This window comes from Aeromicrobium sp. Root344 (assembly GCF_001425755.1).
In the GTDB taxonomy this organism is placed as follows: Bacteria; Actinomycetota; Actinomycetes; order Propionibacteriales; family Nocardioidaceae; genus Aeromicrobium.
Genome location: NZ_LMDH01000001.1, coordinates 2,009,989 through 2,028,673, shown reverse-complemented (window position 1 = coordinate 2,028,673; position 18,685 = coordinate 2,009,989). Strand labels below are relative to the sequence as shown.

Annotated in this window: 22 protein-coding genes and 1 tRNA gene; 12 read left to right on the top strand and 11 right to left on the bottom strand. The window is 68.8% G+C overall.

Translation table 11 applies throughout. The features are described 5' to 3' along the window. Window positions 1–1,083 (bottom strand): hypothetical protein, encoded by a 1,083-nt coding sequence (locus ASC61_RS09945; RefSeq protein WP_056211443.1) that lies wholly within the window; start codon window positions 1,081–1,083, stop codon window positions 1–3. Between the two features lie 44 nt (window positions 1,084–1,127). Between ASC61_RS09945 and ASC61_RS09940 the strand changes: the two genes are divergently transcribed. From ASC61_RS09940 to pstB, 5 genes are all read left to right on the top strand, one after another. Beyond that, on the top strand, window positions 1,128–2,015 hold the full coding sequence (locus ASC61_RS09940; RefSeq protein ID WP_056211441.1) for an NUDIX hydrolase: 888 nt from the start codon (window positions 1,128–1,130) through the stop codon (window positions 2,013–2,015). 139 nt (window positions 2,016–2,154) lie between these two features. Beyond that, window positions 2,155–3,249 (top strand): phosphate ABC transporter substrate-binding protein PstS, encoded by a 1,095-nt coding sequence (pstS, locus tag ASC61_RS09935; RefSeq protein ID WP_056211440.1) that lies wholly within the window; start codon window positions 2,155–2,157, stop codon window positions 3,247–3,249. A 93-nt stretch (window positions 3,250–3,342) separates the two neighbouring features. Then, the gene (pstC, locus tag ASC61_RS09930; protein WP_056211438.1) at window positions 3,343–4,287 is read left to right on the top strand and encodes a phosphate ABC transporter permease subunit PstC; all 945 of its coding nucleotides are present in this window, start codon (window positions 3,343–3,345) and stop codon (window positions 4,285–4,287) included. Next, window positions 4,287–5,351 (top strand): phosphate ABC transporter permease PstA, encoded by a 1,065-nt coding sequence (pstA, locus tag ASC61_RS09925; protein ID WP_056211435.1) that lies wholly within the window; start codon window positions 4,287–4,289, stop codon window positions 5,349–5,351. The genes pstC and pstA overlap by 1 nt, the downstream gene beginning before the upstream one ends. A 19-nt stretch (window positions 5,352–5,370) precedes the next feature. Then, window positions 5,371–6,150 (top strand): phosphate ABC transporter ATP-binding protein PstB, encoded by a 780-nt coding sequence (pstB, locus tag ASC61_RS09920; RefSeq protein WP_056211434.1) that lies wholly within the window; start codon window positions 5,371–5,373, stop codon window positions 6,148–6,150. Between the two features lie 144 nt (window positions 6,151–6,294). Here the strand turns inward: pstB and ASC61_RS09915 are convergent, their stop codons facing one another. The 3 genes from ASC61_RS09915 to ASC61_RS20095 form a co-directional block, all read right to left on the bottom strand. Then, the gene (locus tag ASC61_RS09915; protein WP_056211432.1) at window positions 6,295–7,308 is read right to left on the bottom strand and encodes an inorganic phosphate transporter; all 1,014 of its coding nucleotides are present in this window, start codon (window positions 7,306–7,308) and stop codon (window positions 6,295–6,297) included. A 3-nt stretch (window positions 7,309–7,311) separates the two neighbouring features. Further along, window positions 7,312–7,929: a DUF47 domain-containing protein gene (locus ASC61_RS09910; protein ID WP_056211429.1), complete on the bottom strand. Its 618-nt coding sequence runs from the start codon at window positions 7,927–7,929 to the stop codon at window positions 7,312–7,314. Between the two features lie 86 nt (window positions 7,930–8,015). Beyond that, window positions 8,016–8,168 carry a hypothetical protein gene (locus ASC61_RS20095; RefSeq protein ID WP_188110630.1) on the bottom strand — a complete coding sequence of 51 codons (153 nt, stop codon included), beginning with the start codon at window positions 8,166–8,168 and terminating at the stop codon, window positions 8,016–8,018. 210 nt (window positions 8,169–8,378) lie between these two features. Between ASC61_RS20095 and ASC61_RS09905 the strand changes: the two genes are divergently transcribed. The 3 genes from ASC61_RS09905 (at window position 8,379) to ASC61_RS09895 (ending at window position 10,349) form a co-directional block, all read left to right on the top strand. After that, window positions 8,379–9,293 carry an NAD-dependent epimerase/dehydratase family protein gene (locus tag ASC61_RS09905; protein WP_056211428.1) on the top strand — a complete coding sequence of 305 codons (915 nt, stop codon included), beginning with the start codon at window positions 8,379–8,381 and terminating at the stop codon, window positions 9,291–9,293. After that, on the top strand, window positions 9,290–10,213 hold the full coding sequence (locus ASC61_RS09900; RefSeq protein WP_056211426.1) for an RNA polymerase sigma-70 factor: 924 nt from the start codon (window positions 9,290–9,292) through the stop codon (window positions 10,211–10,213). Before ASC61_RS09905 ends, ASC61_RS09900 begins: the two co-directional genes overlap by 4 nt. Before the next feature lie 63 nt (window positions 10,214–10,276). Next, window positions 10,277–10,349, top strand: a tRNA-Lys gene (locus ASC61_RS09895). Between the two features lies 1 nt (window position 10,350). On the opposite strand, the gene ASC61_RS09890 is transcribed toward ASC61_RS09895, so the two are convergent. Together ASC61_RS09890 and ASC61_RS09885 are read right to left on the bottom strand one after the other, a co-directional pair. Beyond that, window positions 10,351–10,686, bottom strand: coding sequence for a hypothetical protein (locus ASC61_RS09890; protein WP_056211424.1), 336 nt, complete (start codon window positions 10,684–10,686; stop codon window positions 10,351–10,353). Then, the gene (locus tag ASC61_RS09885) at window positions 10,683–12,020 is read right to left on the bottom strand and encodes an NAD(P)-binding domain-containing protein (RefSeq protein WP_056211421.1); all 1,338 of its coding nucleotides are present in this window, start codon (window positions 12,018–12,020) and stop codon (window positions 10,683–10,685) included. The genes ASC61_RS09890 and ASC61_RS09885 overlap by 4 nt, the downstream gene beginning before the upstream one ends. Before the next feature lie 87 nt (window positions 12,021–12,107). Here ASC61_RS09885 and ASC61_RS09880 point away from each other — a divergent pair, with 87 nt between their 5' ends. Together ASC61_RS09880 and ASC61_RS09875 are read left to right on the top strand one after the other, a co-directional pair. Next, a complete protein-coding gene (locus ASC61_RS09880; protein WP_056211419.1) occupies window positions 12,108–12,455 on the top strand; it encodes an ArsR/SmtB family transcription factor in 348 nt (115 codons plus the stop codon). A 113-nt stretch (window positions 12,456–12,568) separates the two neighbouring features. Next, window positions 12,569–13,822 carry an HNH endonuclease gene (locus tag ASC61_RS09875; protein ID WP_056211416.1) on the top strand — a complete coding sequence of 418 codons (1,254 nt, stop codon included), beginning with the start codon at window positions 12,569–12,571 and terminating at the stop codon, window positions 13,820–13,822. Window positions 13,823–13,858: 36 nt separating this feature from the next. Here the strand turns inward: ASC61_RS09875 and ASC61_RS09870 are convergent, their stop codons facing one another. From ASC61_RS09870 to ASC61_RS09850, 5 genes are all read right to left on the bottom strand, one after another. Further along, window positions 13,859–14,503 carry a cation diffusion facilitator family transporter gene (locus ASC61_RS09870; protein ID WP_235503531.1) on the bottom strand — a complete coding sequence of 215 codons (645 nt, stop codon included), beginning with the start codon at window positions 14,501–14,503 and terminating at the stop codon, window positions 13,859–13,861. Between the two features lies 1 nt (window position 14,504). Continuing rightward, window positions 14,505–14,867: an ArsR/SmtB family transcription factor gene (locus ASC61_RS09865; protein WP_056211412.1), complete on the bottom strand. Its 363-nt coding sequence runs from the start codon at window positions 14,865–14,867 to the stop codon at window positions 14,505–14,507. Window positions 14,868–14,894: 27 nt separating this feature from the next. Then, the gene (locus ASC61_RS09860; protein WP_056211409.1) at window positions 14,895–15,293 is read right to left on the bottom strand and encodes an arsenate reductase ArsC; all 399 of its coding nucleotides are present in this window, start codon (window positions 15,291–15,293) and stop codon (window positions 14,895–14,897) included. Then, window positions 15,286–16,020 carry an MIP/aquaporin family protein gene (locus tag ASC61_RS09855; protein ID WP_056211407.1) on the bottom strand — a complete coding sequence of 245 codons (735 nt, stop codon included), beginning with the start codon at window positions 16,018–16,020 and terminating at the stop codon, window positions 15,286–15,288. Before ASC61_RS09855 ends, ASC61_RS09860 begins: the two co-directional genes overlap by 8 nt. Window positions 16,021–16,081: 61 nt before the next feature. Next, on the bottom strand, window positions 16,082–16,366 hold the full coding sequence (locus tag ASC61_RS09850; RefSeq protein WP_056211404.1) for a DUF2892 domain-containing protein: 285 nt from the start codon (window positions 16,364–16,366) through the stop codon (window positions 16,082–16,084). 40 nt (window positions 16,367–16,406) lie between these two features. Between ASC61_RS09850 and ASC61_RS09845 the strand changes: the two genes are divergently transcribed. Next, window positions 16,407–17,405, top strand: a complete 999-nt coding sequence (locus ASC61_RS09845; RefSeq protein WP_056211402.1) for an AraC family transcriptional regulator — start codon at window positions 16,407–16,409, stop codon at window positions 17,403–17,405. A 23-nt stretch (window positions 17,406–17,428) separates the two neighbouring features. Continuing rightward, window positions 17,429–18,679, top strand: a complete 1,251-nt coding sequence (locus tag ASC61_RS09840; RefSeq protein WP_056211399.1) for a PucR family transcriptional regulator — start codon at window positions 17,429–17,431, stop codon at window positions 18,677–18,679. Window positions 18,680–18,685 lie beyond the last annotated feature (6 nt).

Here is an 18,685-nt window from a genome sequence, read left to right as displayed (position 1 = left end):
TCAGAGCGGGCAGGCGGCGAAGAGCAGCGGGCCGTCGCCGGTCATGTAGGCCGTGCTGTCAGGGTCGTGCCGGAATCGCAGCACCGCAGTGCTGCCGCGCACGGCAGACGATCGCAGCACGAGCGACTCCTCGACCCGGCCGGATCGCCCGATGAACGGGCCGGTGGCCAGGGCCGTACGCACGCCGATCTGGCCGGCGGCGACGGTCGGCGACCTGAACGCGAGTGCGAAACGCATGGCCTCGCTGCGCCTCGACCCTGCGTCGAGGGCGCGGCCGGCGAACGTCGGCCGGACCAGAGCGCCGGACCTGTCGATCGCGGCCCGCGCCTGCGCCTGGACGTCGGTCCCTGCGTCGCGGAGCGACGTCGACCGGCAGGCGAATCCACCGGTCTGGAGCAGAGCCGTGTCGGCCCCGTCGAGGACGCCGGCGACATCGGCAGCACTGCGTACGCTCAACAGCGAGGGCGCGTCGCGGTGGATCGTCTCGAGCACCGTCGTGGCGTACGCCGGCCGGTCCGCCGCAACGATCAGCCGCTGGCCTGGCACGAGCGTGACGGCCGCAAGCGTCGCGGCGAACTCGGACCGTGCGCTGGAGCTGTCCTTGTCGATCGTCCAGACGTCGCGGTCGCGCGAGTAGCCCAGCGCCTTCAGGTGAGCGCGGACCGAGCCGAAGGACACCGAGCCGTCGAGTCTGGCGACCATCACCGACCCGTCTCCGGCCTGCCCGTACACCTCCCAGTCGAGGTCGGCCGGTGACCAGCCGTAGGCGTCGTGCAGCTGCTCGGTGTACTGCCCCAGGACCGAGCGGGTCGAGAGGTCACGCAGCGACGCGTCGTCGGTCAGGGCAGCGCGATCCGCGGCGGTGGTCGAGCCCACCCCGAGCACGGTCCGGATCCGCGACCAGTCCGTGAAGCCGGCGACCTGGGTGTCCGCCGGCAACGTGTCGAGCGCCGACGTCAGGGCTGACCGGGGGTCGGCGGAGACCGCGGTGCCGGCCCAACGGCCACCCACGATCGCTGCGGCGATCACGAGCAGGGGGACCACGACGGACATCAGCACGAGCCGCAGTCGCATCCCGTCCATGTCTCCTTCATCCGCCGGCCACGTCCTCAGGGGAGAATACGCGTATGCCGAGTGAACGGATCATCAACGCAGCGGGTGGGGTCGTCTGGCGGAAGCGCACCACCGCGAGCCGCGCCGAACCGCGCGTCGACGTGCTCGTGGTGCATCGGCCGTCGTACGACGACTGGTCGTTCCCCAAGGGCAAGGTCGATCCGGGCGAGGCGCTGCAGGCCACGGCGGTCCGCGAGATCTTCGAGGAGACCGGAATCCGCGTACGCCTCGGACCGCCGCTCGTGCAGGTCCGCTATCCGATCGCGGCGGGCACCAAGGTCGTCGACTACTGGTCCGCGCGCGCGATCGGCGAGGGCGCGAACGAGCCGTTCGAGCCCAACAAGGAGGTCGACGAGCTTCGCTGGGTCGGCGTGCGCGAGGCACGAGAGCTGCTGACGTACGCGCACGACATCGACGTGCTGGAGGACTTCCGCAGCCTCCGCGAGCGCCAGGGCCACCGCGCCCGCACGCTGATCGTCGCCCGGCACGGCAAGGCAGCGTCCCGCGACGACTACGAGGACGACCTCGAGCGCCCGCTCACGACCGTCGGCGTCGAGCAGTCCCAGGCGCTGGTCCCGCTGCTCGCCGCCTATGGCGTACGGCGGGTCGTGAGCAGCCCCGCGGTGCGTTGCGCCCAGACGGTCGAGCCCTACGCGCACTCGATCAGCACGTTCCTCGAGATCGACGACCGGCTCGCGGAGGACACGCGGGCGGCCCAGGTCGAGCGCTCCGTCGCGGCGCTGCTGGACCGCAAGAAGCCCGTCGTGCTGTGCTCGCACCGCCCCACCCTGCCCTGGGTGTTCGACGCGATCGGCACCGACGTGCACCAGCTGGCCACCGGCGAGGCGATCGTGGTGCACCACCGCAAGGGCACGGTCATCGCGACCGAGAAGCTGCCCTGACAGGCAGAACCGCCGCACCACGACTCGACCGTTACATCAGCGTTCACCTCTCGTTCACCCACGGTCGGACATCGATACACCTGCCACTCATAGCGTCACGGGACGTAAGCATCTAGAGAATCCCAGAGAGGGACCCCCCGTGAACCGCAACTCACTGCGCATCGCCGCCCCCGCGGCCGTGCTCGCACTCGCCCTCGGCCTCAGCGCCTGCGGTGCAGGCAACGAATCCGATGGTTCGGGTTCGAAGGACGACTCCGGCACCAAGGTGTCCGGCACGCTCAACGCCGGTGGATCCAGCGCTCAGGAAGCCGCTGTGAACGCCTGGAAGAAGGAGTTCCAGACCGCCAACCCCGACGCCACGGTCAACTACGACCCGGCCGGCTCGGGCGCAGGCCGCGAGCAGTTCCTCGCCGGTGGCCTGGCGATCGCCGGCTCCGACGCCTACCTGGACGACGACGAGCTGGCCAAGGCGAAGGACCTCTGCAAGGGCGATGTCGTCGAGGTGCCGGTCTACGTCAGCCCCATCGCGGTCATCTTCAACCTCGACGGCGTCAAGGACCTTAACCTCTCGCCGAAGACGATCGCCGGCATCTTCGCCGGCAAGATCACGACGTGGGACGACGCGGCCATCAAGGCCGACAACCCGGACGCCAAGCTGCCCAGCGACAAGATCACGCCGGTGCACCGCTCCGACGACTCGGGCACGACGCAGAACTTCACCGACTACCTGTCGAAGGCTTCTGAAGGCGCCTGGACGGCCGAGCCCGGCCAGACCTGGCCCGTCAAGGGCGGCGAGGCTGCCGAGGGCACCTCGGGCGTCGTGGCCGCGGTCACGAGCGGCAAGGGCACGATCGGCTACGCCGACGAGAGCCAGGCCGGCGACCTCGGCCAGGCCAAGGTCAAGGTGGGCGACACGTTCAACGCCGCCACGCCCGAGGCGGCCGCCAAGGTCCTCGACACCTCCAAGGCTGTGGCAGGACGCGCGGCTACGGACATCGCGATCGACATCGACCGCACCTCCACCGAGGCCGGTGTCTACCCGATCGTCCTCGCCTCGTACCAGATCGCCTGCCAGGCGCCTGCGAAGGACGCTGCGCTCATCAAGGCGTGGCTGACGTACGTGGCCAGCAGCGACGGCCAGGCTGCCGCCGCCGCCGGCGCCGGTTCGGCCCCGCTCACCGCGGAGTTCGGCAAGAAGGTCCAGGCCGCGATCGAGACGATCAAGGCCAGCTGACCCCGACCCTTGAGCTTGTCGGAAGGGCGCACGTCCTTCCGTCAGGCTCATGGGCCGGGTTCCGGTCCCCCTCATTCCTGAAAGGCACCACCTGTGACCAGCACGCAGGCTCCCGCACCCGGCAGGGCTTCGGTCCGCCGCCCCGGCGACCGCATCTTCTCCGGGCTCTCGCTGAGCGCGGGAGTGCTCATCCTCGTGATACTCGCGGGTGTCGCGATCTTCCTGACCGTGCAGGGCATCCCGGGCATCACCGCCCACCCGGATGAGGTCAAGAGCGGCAAGAGCTTCCTGCCGTACGTCTGGCCGCTGGTCTACGGCACGCTGATCGCCGCGACCATCGCGATGGTGATCGCGGTGCCGGTGGCCATCGGGGTGGCCCTGTTCATCTCGCACTACGCACCGCGCAAGCTCGGCCAGAGCCTCGGCTACCTGATCGACCTGCTGGCCGCGGTGCCGAGCGTCGTCTACGGCCTGTGGGGCATCGGGTTCCTGGCGCCGCACATGGTCCCGTTCTACGCCTGGCTCGATGAGCACCTCGGCTTCCTGCCGTTCTTCGGCCCGGCGTCGGCGACCGGCCGCACCATCTTGACCGCGAGCATCGTGCTGGCGGTCATGATCCTGCCGATCATGACCGCGATCTGCCGCGAGATCTTCCTGCAGACCCCGCGCCTCCACGAAGAAGCCGCCCTGGCCCTGGGCGCCACGCGCTGGGAGATGGCGCGGCTCGCGATCTTCCCGTACGCCCGCTCGGGCATCGTGTCAGCCGCGATGCTGGGGCTGGGCCGGGCGCTCGGCGAGACCCTCGCCGTCGCGATGGTGCTGTCGGTCGGAGTCGGCACCGTGACGGCCAACCTCATCGGCAGCGACAACCCCAGCACGATCGCCGCGAACATCGCCCTGGGCTTTGCCGAGGCGACGGGCAAGAGCGTCAACGCCCTGATCGCCAGCGGCCTGGTGCTGTTCGTGATCACGTTCCTCGTCAACTTCGCCGCCCGGTCCATCGTGGACCGCCGCAAGGAATTCTCCGGAGCCAACTGATGACGACCACCCTCACTCCTCCGCCAGTCGACGTCTCGCGCGAGCTCTACGGCGCCCGGCTGCCGAGCTGGGGACCCCAGGCGGTGCTCGCCGCGGGCGTCGCCGGCGCCGCGGTCTCGTACGCCGCGGGAGCCAACCTCCTGCAGGCCGCGCTGATCGCCTGGGTCATCTGCATGGGCCTGCCGCTGTGGTCCGTCGCCGTCGAGGGCCGCCGCAAGGCGACCGACCGACTCGTCACGACCCTGGTCTCGTCCGCGTTCGTGCTCGCGATGTTCCCCCTGTTCAGCATCCTGTGGACCGTCATCAGCAAGGGCAGCAAGGTCCTGTCGACCGACTTCTTCACGTACTCGATGCGCAACATCGTCGGCGAGGGTGGTGGCATCTACCACGCGCTCGTCGGGACGCTGCTGATCACCGGCGCCGCCGCGGTCATCTCGATCCCGATCGGCATCTTCGCCGCGATCTACCTCGTCGAGTACGCCGAGGGCAACCGGCTCTCGCGCTGGATCCGGTTCCTGGTCGATGTCATGACCGGCATCCCGTCGATCGTCGCGGGCCTGTTCGCCTACGCGCTGTTCGTGCTGTTCTTCGGCGAGGGCGTACGCATGGGCGTCGGCGGCTCCGTCGCGCTGTCGGTGCTGATGATCCCGATCCTCGTCCGTTCGACCGAGGAGATGCTCAAGCTCGTGCCGAACGAGCTGCGGGAGGCGTCGTACGCACTGGGCGTGCCGAAGTGGCGCACCGTCGCGAAGGTCGTCCTGCCGACATCGCTCGCCGGCATCGTCACCGGCATCACGTTGTCGATCGCCAGGGTGATCGGCGAGACCGCTCCCCTGCTGATCATCGTCGGCACGACCGACTCGGTGAACTTCAACCTGTTCGACGGCCGCATGGCATCGCTGCCGGTGTTCGCCTTCGCGTCGCAGCGCAACCCCGGGATCCCGCCGGAGTTCAGCATCGACCGCGCCTGGGGCGCGGCCCTCGTGCTGCTCGTCATCGTGATGCTGCTCAACCTCATCGCCCGCCTCGTCTCCTACTTCTTCTCGCCCAAGGGCGAGCGCTGAGTTCAGAAAGGACTCTGTCATGGCCAAGAGCATCGATGTCTCTGACCTGAACATCTTCTACGGCGACTTCCTCGCCGTGGAGGACGTCACCATCCCGATCGCCGCGAAGTCCGTCACGGCGTTCATCGGCCCTTCGGGCTGCGGCAAGTCGACCTTCCTCCGGTCGCTCAACCGTATGCACGAGGTCATCCGCGGCGCCCGCGTCGAGGGCAAGGTGCTGATCGACGGCCAGGACCTCTACGGCGCCGACATGGACCCGGTGAACGTACGCCGCATGATCGGCATGGTCTTCCAGCGGCCCAACCCGTTCCCCACGATGTCGATCTACGACAACGTGCTGGCCGGGCAGAAGCTCAACAGCAAGCGCATGAAGAAGACCGAGGCCGACGACATCGTCGAGCGGTCGCTGCGCAGCGCCGGCCTGTGGGCCGAGGTCAAGGAGCGCCTCGACCGTCCTGGGTCGGGCCTGTCGGGTGGCCAGCAGCAGCGCCTCTGCATCGCCCGTGCGATCTCGGTCGAGCCGGAGATCCTGCTGATGGACGAGCCGTGCTCGGCCCTCGACCCGATCTCGACGAGTGTCATCGAGGACCTGATCCACGAGCTCAAGTCGCAGTACACGATCGTGATCGTCACCCACAACATGCAGCAGGCGGCGCGGGTGTCCGACGAGACGGCGTTCTTCAACCTCTCAGGCGTCGGCAAGCCCGGCCGGCTGATCGAGCACGGGCGTACCGAGGCGATCTTCTCCAACCCCACCGACCCGGCCACGGAGGCCTACATCCAGGGGCGCTTCGGATAACCGCTGCTGCGCGGTTTACCAAGAGGTCAGGGCAAGCTGCGCCCGACCTCAAGGGAAACAGCCACTCCTCAAGGCGCACGCGCCCTGCGGGGTGGCTGTTTGCCGTGACCTCTTGGTAAACCGCCACCCAGAGGGAGGCCTCGGTCAGTTGCCGGGGATGATCAGGTGCAGGATCACGTACGTGACGGCGCCGACCGCCGCGGCAGCGGGGATCGTGATGATCCACGCGGTGATGATCCCGCGAGCCACGCCCCACCGTACGGCGCTGAACCGCTTGGTCGCTCCGGCACCCATCACGGCCGACGTCATGGTGTGCGTCGTGGAGACCGGGGCGTGCGCACCGATCGCCATGCCGTAGAGGACGAGTGCGGCGGTCGACTCGGCGGCGAACCCGCGCGGCGGGTCGAGCGCGATGATGCGGCGGCCCATCGTGCGCATGATGCGCATGCCGCCGGACATCGTGCCGAGCGAGATCGCGCTGGCCGCCGCGATGATGACCCACAGCGGGATGTCGTCGCCGCTGTGCTCACCGCCGGCGATCAGTGCGAGGACGATCACGCCCATGGTCTTCTGCGCGTCCTGCAGCCCGTGGCCCAGGGACAGCGCCGCGGCCGAGACGGTCTGCGCGAGGCGGAACCCGCGGTTGAGCGTGTGCGGGTTGGCCCGGCGGAAGAGCCACATGATCGTCAGCATCACGAGGAACGCGCCGCCGAAACCGATCGCCGGGCTGACGACCATCGGGATGGCGACCTTCTCGACGACCTTGTCCCAGTCGACGGAGACACCGGCTGCGAGGCCGACGCCGATCAGGCCGCCGATCAACGCGTGCGAGGAGGAGGACGGGATGCCGAAGTACCACGTGATGAGGTTCCACACGATCGCACCGACCAGGGCACTGAGCACCACGGTCAGGGCGTGGTTTGCCGTCATGTCGTCAAACCCCGTGAGGATGTCCTTGATCGTCTTGGCGACGCCGACACCGAGGAGCGCGCCGACGAAGTTGAGGATCGCGGCCATGGTCAGGGCGAGACGGGGCGTCAGCGCACGCGTCGACACCGAGGTGGCGATCGCGTTCGCGGCGTCGTGGAAGCCGTTGGTGTAGTCGAAGAACAGGGCGATGGCGACGGTGGCGATCACCAGCGCCAGGGTGAGGTCCACGACTCAGGACTCCTTGACGGCGATCTGCTCCACCGTGTTCGCGACGGACTCGAGCGCATCGATGGCGTGTTCCAGGGAGTCGACGACGTCCTTGAGCTTGAGCACCTCGAGCGACTTGTAGTTGCCGCTGAACAGGTTGGCCACGATGCGGCGGTAGGAACGGTCGCCCTGGTTCTCCAGGCGGTTGATCTCGATCCAGTACTCGTCGAGGTCCTTCATGGTGCGGAGCCGAGGCATCGCCTCGGCGGTCAGCTGGGTGGCCCGCTGCAGCACCTCGACCTGGGGCGCGAAGTCGGCCGGCAGGTCGCCGAGCTCGTAGAGCCCGACCAGGTCGACGGTCTCCTCCATGAAGTCCATGACGTCGTCGAGGCTGCTCGCGAGCCGATAGATGTCCTCGCGGTCGAACGGCGTGATGAACGTCGAGTTGGCGCGCTTGACGATCTTGTGCGTCGTCTCGTCGGCCTGGTGCTCGGCCTCGCGCATCTGCTCACCGATCGACTTCTTGTCGGTGCCGGTGTCCAGCATCTGCGCCAGCAGATCGGCGCCGAGTACGAGGTGGTCCGCCATTTCGGTGAAGAGTTCGTAGAACGTCGTCTCAACCGGTCGAATGCGAAAACGCACGACTAGCTCCTGTCAATGCTGGGTAGGCCACGCCCATGCTAGAGGCAGGGCGCTCCAGAGTGTCAATCGCGGTGCCACTCAGGCGGTCAGCCCGCTTTCGCGATCCCGAGTATCTCGTCGACCTCGCGCTGGGAGAGGTGGCCGTCCTTGGATGAGGCCGCGATGATCAGCCGACTCGTCAGCTCGATCTCGTCGAGGGCCTGGTCGTCGCGGAGGCGACTGTCCAAGGGCTCGGGCATCAGGGGGCGCTCCATCTTGCTTCGATCTGCACAACACACGGTCAGCCTGATCGCGGCAAGCCGTGTCAGGGTCGTCCTCCCCTACTGACGAGGCTATCGGGTCGCTCCTTGATGCGCACCCAATTTCGGGTTTACGACCCGTATGTCACAAGGGCTCGGGCTGTCTCGTCCCAGGTACGACAGCGAAGTCGAACCTGGAAGGTGACAGTCATGCGAGTGTTCGTGGCAGGTGGGACCGGAGTGATCGGCCGGAGCCTGATTCCCCAGCTGGTGGCCCAGGGCCATCACGTGACGGCGACGACGACCAACGCGGGCAAGCTGGACGTGCTGCGCCAGCTGGGCGCCGAGGCAGTCGTGATGGACGGGCTCGACGCGGCGTCCGTCGGGGAGGCGGTGGCTGCGGCGGAGCCCGACACCATCGTCAACCAGATGACGGGCCTGTCGCCGACCCACGGCGGCAAGCTCAACCCGCGAAAGGCCGATCGCTACTTCGAGGCCACCAACCGTCTTCGCAGCGAGGGCATCGACCACCTGCTGGCGGCCGCGGAGGCCACTGGCGTCTCCCACGTGGTCTCCCAGAGCCACGCCAGTTTCAACGGACTCCGCGAGGGTGGCTGGGTCAAGTCCGAGGAGGACCCGTTGGAGGTGGTCGAGGGCACCAAGGCGGTCAACTACCTGGAGGACGTCGTCCTCGCGGCGGGCGGCACCGTGCTGCGCTATGGCGGGTTCTACGGGAACGGCGCCGACGAGGAGCAGCTGAAGTTCGTCCGCAAGCGGCTCGTCCCGATCCTGGGCGGAGGTGCGGGCTACTCGTCGTTCGTCCACATCGACGACGCCGCGAGCGCGACCGTCCTGGCGGTGGAGCAGCGCGTACGAGGTGTGTTCAACATCGTCGACGACGAGCCGGCGCCGTTCAACGAGTGGCTGCCGTACTACGCGCAGTGCGCCGGTGCCAAGCCTCCGCGCCGCGTGCCCGCGTGGCTCGCCCGGCTGCTGGTCGGCGAGATGATGGTGGGCATGATGACCGAGGGGCGCGGCTTCTCCAACGCCAAGGCCAAGCGCGAGCTCGGCTGGGAGCTGCGCTACCCCAGCTGGCGGCAAGGGTTCGCGAAGGAGCTGGCATGACCCGCACGGAGGAGTTCGAGGACCTGCGCGGTCTGCTGTTCTCCATCGCGTACCGGATCCTCGGGAGCGTCGCCGAGGCCGAGGACGCCGTGCAGGAGACCTGGCTGCGCTACGAGACCACGCCGACCGAGCCGACCTCGACGAAGGCGTTCCTGTCGGCCGTCGTGACCCGGATCTCGATCGACGTGCTGCGCTCGGCCCGCGTGCGCCGGGAGGCGTATGTCGGGCAGTGGCTGCCAGAGCCGCTGCTCGACGACCCGTACGAGGATCCCGAGAGGGCTGCGGAGCTCGCCGACTCGGTGTCGATGGCAGCCCTGCTCCTGCTCGAGCGGCTCAGTCCGCTCGAGCGCGCGGTGTTCGTGCTGAGGGAGGTGTTCGGGTTCGGGTTCCCGGTGGTCGCCGCTGCCGTCGGCCGTTCCGAGGCGGCGTGCCGGCAGCTCGCGGCCAGGGCCCGGAAGCACATGGCCGGCGGCCAGGCCCGGTTCGAGGCCGACCGCAAGGAGCGGGACGAGCTCGCTGCCCGGTTCTTCGACGCCCTGCTCGGCGGTGATGTCGACGGGCTGCAGGAGCTGCTCGCCGCGGACGTGCAGATGGTCGGCGACGGTGGCGGCAAGGCTCCGGCGTTCGCCAGGATCGTGCACGGCGCGGCCAACGTCGCGCGGGTGCTGGCCGGCAACTTCCCGTTGCTCGCCGCGATCGACGTCCACCTCCAGCCCCGCCGGCTCAATGGCGACCCGGGTCTCGTCCTGCGCGATCGGGACGACCGGGTCGTCGGCACCATGACGCTGGAGGTGCTCGACGGCCGGATCCAGACGATCCGCTCGGTCGTGAACCCCGACAAGCTCGGGCACGTCGGGCCCGTCGGCGACGGCTGGGCACTGGCCGAGGCGATCAAGCAGGCTCGGCGGTCAGGCACGTGACCTTTCCGGTTCAACGAACCGGACGGGCCACTGGCAGACTGTGTACGCGCGTCGTCACGGCGCGGGCCTCTAGCTCAATTGGCAGAGCAGCGGACTTTTAATCCGCGGGTTGTGGGTTCGAGTCCCACGGGGCCCACTCAGGTTGACGGTCGTACGCGGGACCTCGCGCGAACGGCGACGGCGGCCAGCACCTCGGCATGCTCCGGAGTTGCGGACACCTGCATTGTCGTACGCCCGTCGGCGATCGACAGGTCGAAGCTGAAGAACGAACAACAGTTCGCCTCGCGAGCGGCGAGCGTGGCGGCACGCGCCACGACCTCTGGGTTCGTGCGGAGTGCGACACGGACACCCTCGGGCAGCTCGTCAACCCCGAGGACGTCGCTGGCGAAGAAGTCGTCGAACTCCGCTTCCCGCAGCGGGCGATCGACGGTTGGCAGCGTGCAGGTCGACGGGACCCAGTTCAGCTGGGTCACCGGGTGGTCCCGAGGGTGATGAGCTCGGGACCGGCGGTGGTGCCGCAGCAGCCGCCGCCGGAGGGCTCAGCGTCGAACCCGCCGGGGCCGCCGCAGACACCGGTCTCGGGCAGCGTCAGCTCGACGCGAGCCGCGGACTCGTGGTCGCCGGCGATCTCGGCCACGACCGACCGGGTCTGCTCGAATCCTGTGAGGGTGAGGAACGAGGTGGCTCGCCCGTAGGACTTCATGCCGACGAGGTAGAAGCCGACCTCGGGTTGGGCGAGCTCCTTCGCGCCGTGCGGGTCGACCGTGCCACACGAGTGCACGTTGGGGTCGATGAGGGGCGCGAGCCGGCGTGGCGCCTGCAGCACGGGGTCGAGGTCGAGCCGGATCTCCGAAAGCATCGACAGGTCAGGGCGGAACCCGGTCAGCGCGATGACCTCGTCGACACCTTCGAGCACCTGTCCGTCGATCGAGGTCAGTGCCAGCGTCCCGTCGTCCGCGCGGACGACCGAGTCCGTGCGGAAGCTGTTGAGCGTACGGACCGGTCCGGACGACACGGCTTCCGCCGCGCGGCGACCCAGGGCGCCCCGCTCGGCGAGCTCGTCGTCGTCGCTGCCTTCGAAGGCGGCTCCGACGCTGGCTCGGCGGACGAGCCACGAGACGCGCGTCGACGGGTCCTGCTCGGCGAGGGCCACGAGTCCGATGAGCGCGCCCTTGGCCGACGCGCCGGTGCCGGCGACGACGACGTGCTTGCCGGCGTACCTGCTGCGGGTGACGGGATCTGCGAGGTCCGGCATCCGGTAGGTGATGCGGTCGGCGGCAGCGCGTTCTCCGAGAGCCGGCAGCCCGTCACCGCCGAGCGGGTTGGGTCCGGTCCACGTGCCGGACGCATCGATCACGGCGCGCGCCGAGATCCGTTCGGCGCTTCCGGCCGACTCGACGTGCACCGTGAACGCCTCGCCCTCACGCCCGGAGTCGACCAGCCGGTCGCGCCCGCGCTTGGCGACGCCGACGACCTTCGCGCCGTACCTGACGGTCCCGCCGAGCGCGTCCGCCAGCGGCTGCAGGTAGTCGTCGGCCCAGGCGCCGCCGGTCGGGTATGCGGCCGGGTCGGGGCTGGTCCAGCCATCCTCCTCGAGCAGCTGGGCGGCCGCCGGGTCGACGAGCTCGGACCACGGGGAGAACAGTCGTACGTGCGACCACTCCCGTACGGCTGAGCCGGCGACTTCACCCGCCTCGAGCACCACGAACGGCAACCCCCGACTCCGCAGCTGGGCGGCGGCCGCGAGGCCTGCGGGCCCGGCGCCGATCACGACGACGGGAAGCTGGGGGTTCTGCAGGTCCGACATGGAATGCTCCTGGTTCATCCAAAAGTTTCGATGAATGCGACTCTACGCCTTCATCGACAGATGTCAATGAAGCGGTATGGTTGGCACATGATCACCTCGTTGACCGTGCTCGAGTCCGCCGCCACAGCGTGCTGCTCTCCCATCACCGGCGGGGCCTTGAGCGCAGAGGAGGCGAGTGAGCTCGCTGCGCGCTTCAAGGCGATCGGCGATCCGACGCGACTGCGGCTGCTGTCGCTCGTGGCGGCGCACGAAGGTGGCGAAGCGTGCGTCTGCGACCTCAACGAGCCGCTCGACCTGTCGCAGCCGACGGTGTCGCACCACCTCAAGATCCTGGTCGATGCGGGGCTGCTGACGCGTACGAAGCGCGGCACCTGGTCCTACTACGCGCTCGTTCCTGGCGCGCTTCCGATGCTCGCGGAGACGCTGCAGGTCTGAGTACGAGTCGTGGTCCGCGTTCATTCTTTCACGCGGGTCTGACACTCGATTGTTCCCGCGATTCCAGCGAATTGCCTCTTGTCATCGAACACCTGTTCGACTAGGATCGGGGTATGAATCCGCAGCCCACCATCGACGCGATGCGCACCGCCGCGCAGACCCTCCGCGTCGGTGACGTGCGCGAACAGCTGCGGGCCCTGCAGGAAGTCCAGCATGCCGTGGACGCGGCCCAAGCCGCGTTGTTGGTGGAGCTGGAGTCTTCCAAGGACTACGAGCTCGACGGCGCCTCGACCCTCAACACGTGGGTCCGCAACCAGCTGCGGATGAACTCCGGGCAAGCCAACACCCTGGTGCGTGGTGCGGTCGTGGCCCGCGACCTCCCGTTGGTTGGTGAGGCGGCTTTCGACGGGCGGATCAGTGCTCAGCACGTGCGGGCGTTCGCCTACGGTCTGCGCCACGTCGGCCTCGAACCGATGCGCCACCACGAGCAGCTCCTGCTCGGTGTGGCGTTGGAGCACGCACCAGCGGACCTGTTCGAAGCCGTCAAGCACCTCAAAGCTGTCGTCCACCCCGACGACCTCGATGACGCCTGGGAACGCGGCATGGACAAAGAGGACTTCACCGTCGACGCCGTCCCCGACGGCTGGCACGTGACCGGCTTCCTCAACACGATCACCGGAGCCAAGCTCAAGACCGTCCTCGACTCAGTCTCCGCGCCGCGGGACAAGGACGACGACCGCACCGGACCACAGCGCCGCGTCCAAGGCCTCGACGACCTGTTGGACAGCATCCTGGCGAACGGGCTCCCCTCAGACAAAGGCGTGCGACCACACCTGTCGGTGTTCGTGGACGCCGACACCGTCGCCGCAGCAGCCCACCACGTCAAGCCGACTTCTGACGACCCGTTCACGGCCCCTGACCCGATGCCCGAGACCGAACCCGCCACCCTCGCCGGGCACGGGCCGATCGGCCCGCACTTGTTGATGTATTTGTCGTGCATCGGCGACATCACCGCCTTCCTCAGACAGCATCGTGATAGCCAACAGGCGCAGATCCTGAACGCCGGCACCATCAAGTACCAACCCAGCCTCCTGCAACGCCGCGCTGTCCTCGCCCGACAACAAGGCGTCTGCGCCACACCCGGCTGCAACCACACCCACCTCGAGATCCATCACACCATCTGGTGGTCCCACGGCGGACCCACCGACCTCGACCTCCTCATCGGCCTGTGCGTCAGATGCCACCACCTCCACCACCGCGGCAGACTCCACATCACCGGCAACGCCATCACCGGCTTCCAGTTCACCAACCACACCGGCCGATCACTACGCCGACGACGACAAACCACCCACCCCCAAGCCGCCTGACCACAAGAGCCCGGCGGCCCACCGGCACGCCCGGCGCTAGTCGCAGCAGCCGTCCGTGCAGCCCTGCGGTGTCGCCGGGGCACAGCTGCCCTCGCCGCGCCAGGCTTCGAGTCCCTCACGGACAGCCACGCCCGCGATGACCAGCCCGGCGATCGGATCAGCCCACGACCAGGCGAGCGTCGCGTTGAGGACGAGGCCGATCAGCAGCACCGCCGAGAGATAGGTGCACAGCAGCGTCTGCGTACCGTCGGCGTAGACCGCGTTCGATCCGAGAGCGCGACCAGTGCGGCGCTGGGCGTACGACAGGAACGGCATGACGACCAGAGAGGCGATCGCGAGACCGATGCCGACGCGCGAGTGATCCGCTTCGGCACCGGTGACCAGCGCCCGCACCGACTCGAAGCCGACATAGCCCGCGAGAGCGAAGAACGAGATCGCCAGCAGTCGTAGTGCCTGACGTTCACGCGACTCGGGCATGCGGTGCGAGAACTGCCACAGGATGATGAGGCCACTCGAGACCTCGACGGCAGAGTCGAGCCCGAACCCCACCAGGGCGACCGAACCCGCTGCCACGCCGGCCGAGATCGCAATGATGCCCTCGATCACGTTGTAGCCGACCGACGCCATGGCGAGCCTCTTGGCTCGACGCCCGAGGGCAGCGCGGTCCGTCACCGCTGCCATCTCAACCATGAGCGTCCAGGCCGTGGTTGCTGCACAACGTGACGGCGTAGCCGGTGGCTTCGAGGAGCTGCTCGGCCGCAACGAGCAGCTGAGTCGTCGACTCGGGATGCGTCACGCTGAACAGCGAAGCCCGGCCCACCGGTCGTGATGACACCAGCCCGCAGTCCTTGAGGCAGGCAAGGTGCTTCGACACAGTCGACTGTGCGAGCCCGAGGTGCTCGGTGAGCTCCACGACGCGGTGCTCGCCCAGCAGGAGGTGCTGCAGGATCCGGAGGCGCGAGCCATCGCTGAATCCGTGGAACAAGCAAGCGGCCGCTGCCAGGTCCGTCGCCACAGCATCGTGCGATTCGGCTGTCATCGTCATATGACGATGCTAGCCGTGCAGGTCGAATCAGTCGAGCGAGGCGATGAGCTGCTCGACTCGCGCCTTGATCTCGTCGCGGATCGGGCGCACCGCCTCGATGCCCTGGCCAGCGGGGTCGTCGAGGACCCAGTCCTCGTAGCGCTTGCCGGGGAAGTACGGGCACTCGTCGCCGCAGCCCATCGTGATCACGACGTCGGATGCCACGACCGCGTCGTCGCTGAGCTTCTTGGGCTGCTCGCCGGCGATGTCGATCCCGACCTCTGCCATGGCCTCCACTGCGACGGGGTTGATCCGGTTGCCCGGCATGGATCCGGCAGAGCGTACGTCGATCCGTCCGCCGGCCAGCGACTGCAGGAAGCCCGCAGCCATCTGCGAGCGACCGGCGTTGTGGACGCAGACGAACAGGACGCTGGGACGATCAGGCATGGGGCTCTCCTTGATGGGTGTGCGGCGTGACCGCCTGCGAGGGATAGAGCGCCAGCACCAACGCCATGCCGATCGCACCACCGACGACCTGGGCCACGACGAACGACGGGACCGAGCTCGGAGCGATGCCGGCGAACGTGTCGGAGAACATCCGGCCCAGTGACACCGCAGGGTTCGCGAACGACGTCGAGCTCGTGAACCAGTAGGCCGCGCCGATGTAGGCGCCGACTGCCGGAGCCGCCAGGGCGACGCGGTCCGTACGCACGAGTGTGAAGATCAACAGCACCAGCCCCGCCGTCGCGACCACCTCGCCGAGCAGGTGGCTGCCGCTGGCACGCTCGTGCTCGGAGAACGCCGTGCCGGCGTCGAACATCGCGTTGGCCAGCAGGGCGCCCGCGACAGCGCCGACGCACTGCGCAGCGATGTACGGCGCGACGTGACGAGCCGAGAAACCCTGCGGGTCACGCCGGGACAGGAACCAGTCGGCGACGGTGACCACGGGATTGAAGTGCGCACCCGAGACCGGACCGAGCATCAGGATGAGGACCGCGAGGCCGAGGACCGTCGCGGTGCTGTTCTCGAGGAGCTGCAGACCCGTGTCGCGCGGCGAGAGGTCGGCCGCCGCGATGCCCGAGCCCACCACCACGGTGACCAGCAGGCCAGTGCCCAGCAGCTCGGCGAGCAGCCGACGGCCGAGCGGCTGCGGAGCAGTGGGAGGCGCGTTCACCTCCCCATCCTGCCCGTCGCCGGTACGCCCTCGCGAGCCGCGGCCATGAACAGCCGGTGAATCAGTGCAGGACCGGTGCTTCCGTGACCTGGCCGGCGCGGATCTTCCGGCTCGAGAGCGGACCGCCGAGTGCGGCACTGATCCAGCACAGGTCGAACAGCCCGGCGCTCAGCGGGAAGAAGCTCCACGTCATGGCGGCGACGCCCCACCAGTGATCCCGGAAGACCAGACCGAACGTGAGCCAGGCGACGCCGGCGAACAGCCGGAACGCGCGACCGTGGGTGCCGTTGACCCAGCGGGAGAAGCCCGTGGCATTGAACCGTGCAGCGATGGAGTCGTGCGACATGTGCTGTCTCCCTTGAAAAAGTGGTGTCACACTCAGTCTCATGACGAGCGTCGGCGCCGACCATGACCGGGACGCCGCAACGCCTGACCGATCCGCCGCCCTTGCCGAGGCCATCGCCCAGGTGCAGCTCTCCGGCGCGATGTTCCTGCACGGCGAGTACACCGAGCCGTGGGCGTACGAGTCGCTGCCGACGCAGGACGCCACGGCGGTCCTGGCGCCCGGCGCCACGCGCATCGTGATCTTCCACGTCGTCGTGTCAGGCAGCTGCTGGGTCGAGGCCGGGTCGCACAAGGTCTGGGCGCACGAGGGCGACGTCATCGTGATGCCCTACAACGACCAGCACCGCATGGGTGGCCACGAGGCCGCCGAGCTGGTGCCGATCACGCAGCTCGTCGCGCCGCCGCCGTGGGACTCGTTGCCGCACATCGTCCACGGCCTGGGTGGCGCTCGCAGCGAGCTGGTCTGCGGCTACCTCGTGTGCGACGACCGGCTGTTCGATCCGCGTATGCGCGTCTTCCCGCCGGTCTTCGTCGTGAGCCCGCCCGAGGGCCCGGCCCGGTCGTGGGTCAGGGCGAGCAGCGACCTCGTGCTGCAGCAGACGAGCCAGGTCGGCGACCAGCTCGCCGCGCCGACCGACGTGCCGCAGCTCCTCCTGCGCGAGGTCCTCAAGCTGCACCTGGCCGGCGCCCCCGCGACCGACACCGGCTGGCTGGGTGCCCTGCACGACCCGGTGGTCGCGCCGGCACTCGCGGCGATCCACGGCGAACCGGCCCGCAAGTGGACCCTCACCGATCTCGCTCGCGAGGCGACCGTCTCCTCGACGGTGCTCGACGAACGGTTCCGCTCGGTGCTGGGCATCGCCCCGATCCGCTACCTCACCGGCTGGCGGATGCATGTCGCCGAGGACCTGCTGCGCTCCACGACGCTGCCGGTCACGGCGGTCGCGCGGCGAGTCGGCTACGAGTCGGAGGAGGCGTTCAGCCGGGCGTTCAAGCGCGACCACGGCACGGCGCCCAGCGTCTGGCGGGTCGCGGACTGACAATTCGGCGGCATACTGACCCGATGGACGTCACCGCTTCGGTCGAGGAGCAGGTCTCGAGCGTCGCCAGGCAGATGCTGACGCAGCGCGACGCGTTCGCCGCAGCGTTGTTCGAGGTCACCCTCCAGGAGGTCAGCGACCTCGACCACGACACCCGGCTGCGGGCGCTGCTCGAGGCCAGCATCAGCGAGAACATCGTGGCCGCGGTCAACTTCCTCGAGCACGGCACCGCGGTCGAGGACCTCGACGCCCCGACCGCAGCCCTCACGTACGCCCGCACGCTGGCCCAGCGCGACGTGCCGCTGTCGGCACTCATCCGTGCCTATCGGATCGGTCACGCCCGGTTCCTCGACGTCGCCCTCGGGCTCATCAATCCGACCGCGGACCAGATGGACGTCGTCCTGCACTTCGTCAGCCGGGCCGCGGCCTACATCGACAAGGTGTGTGAGCAGGTCGGTCGCTCGTACGAGGCCGAGCGCGATCGCTGGGTCAGCAGTCGAAGCGGGCTCCGCCAGCAGTCGGTCAACGAGATCCTGACCGGCACGAGCAACGACATCCGGCAGGCCGAGCAGACGCTGTCGTACGCCTTGGGCGGCACGCACGTCGCTCTGGAGGCGTGGCCGCACATCGAGGTCTCCGGCTTCGACGTCGTCAAGCTGTTCGACGACGCCAGCAAGGTCGTCGCCCGGACGCTCAACGCCCTCGGCTCGCCACTGATCGTGCCCAACGACGAGCGCGAGGTACGCATGTGGTTCCGCGTCCCGCCGGCAACGGCCGTCTCGTCGGCCGATCTCGGCAGCGCGCTCGGGGCCGCCCACCTGCAGGTGCACCTCGCCGTCGGCAGCCCCGAGGACGGCGTCGCCGGGTTCCGCCGCAGCCTCCACCAGGCCGAGCGGGTCAAGGAGATCAAGCTCGCCGGCGTCGGCCGGGCACCCCAGGTCGTCACCTATCGCGAGGTCGCACCCGTCGCGCTCATGGCCGCCGACCTGCCACAGCTCACGTCGTACGTCACGGCGACCCTGGGCGGCCTCGCAGTCGACGACGAGCGGTCCGCGACGCTGCGCGAGACGTTGCGCGTCTTCCTCGACCACCACCGCAGCTACGCCGGCGCCGCGGAAGCCATGTCGCTGCACCGCAACTCGATCCAGTACCGCGTCCAACAGGCACTGGCCTCGTGCGGCCGGCACCTCGACGAGCCCGGCGTGGTGTTCCAGCTCCAGGCGGCCCTCGAGGCGGCGCACTGGCTCGGCAGCGCGGTGCTGGCAAAACCCTGAGCGACC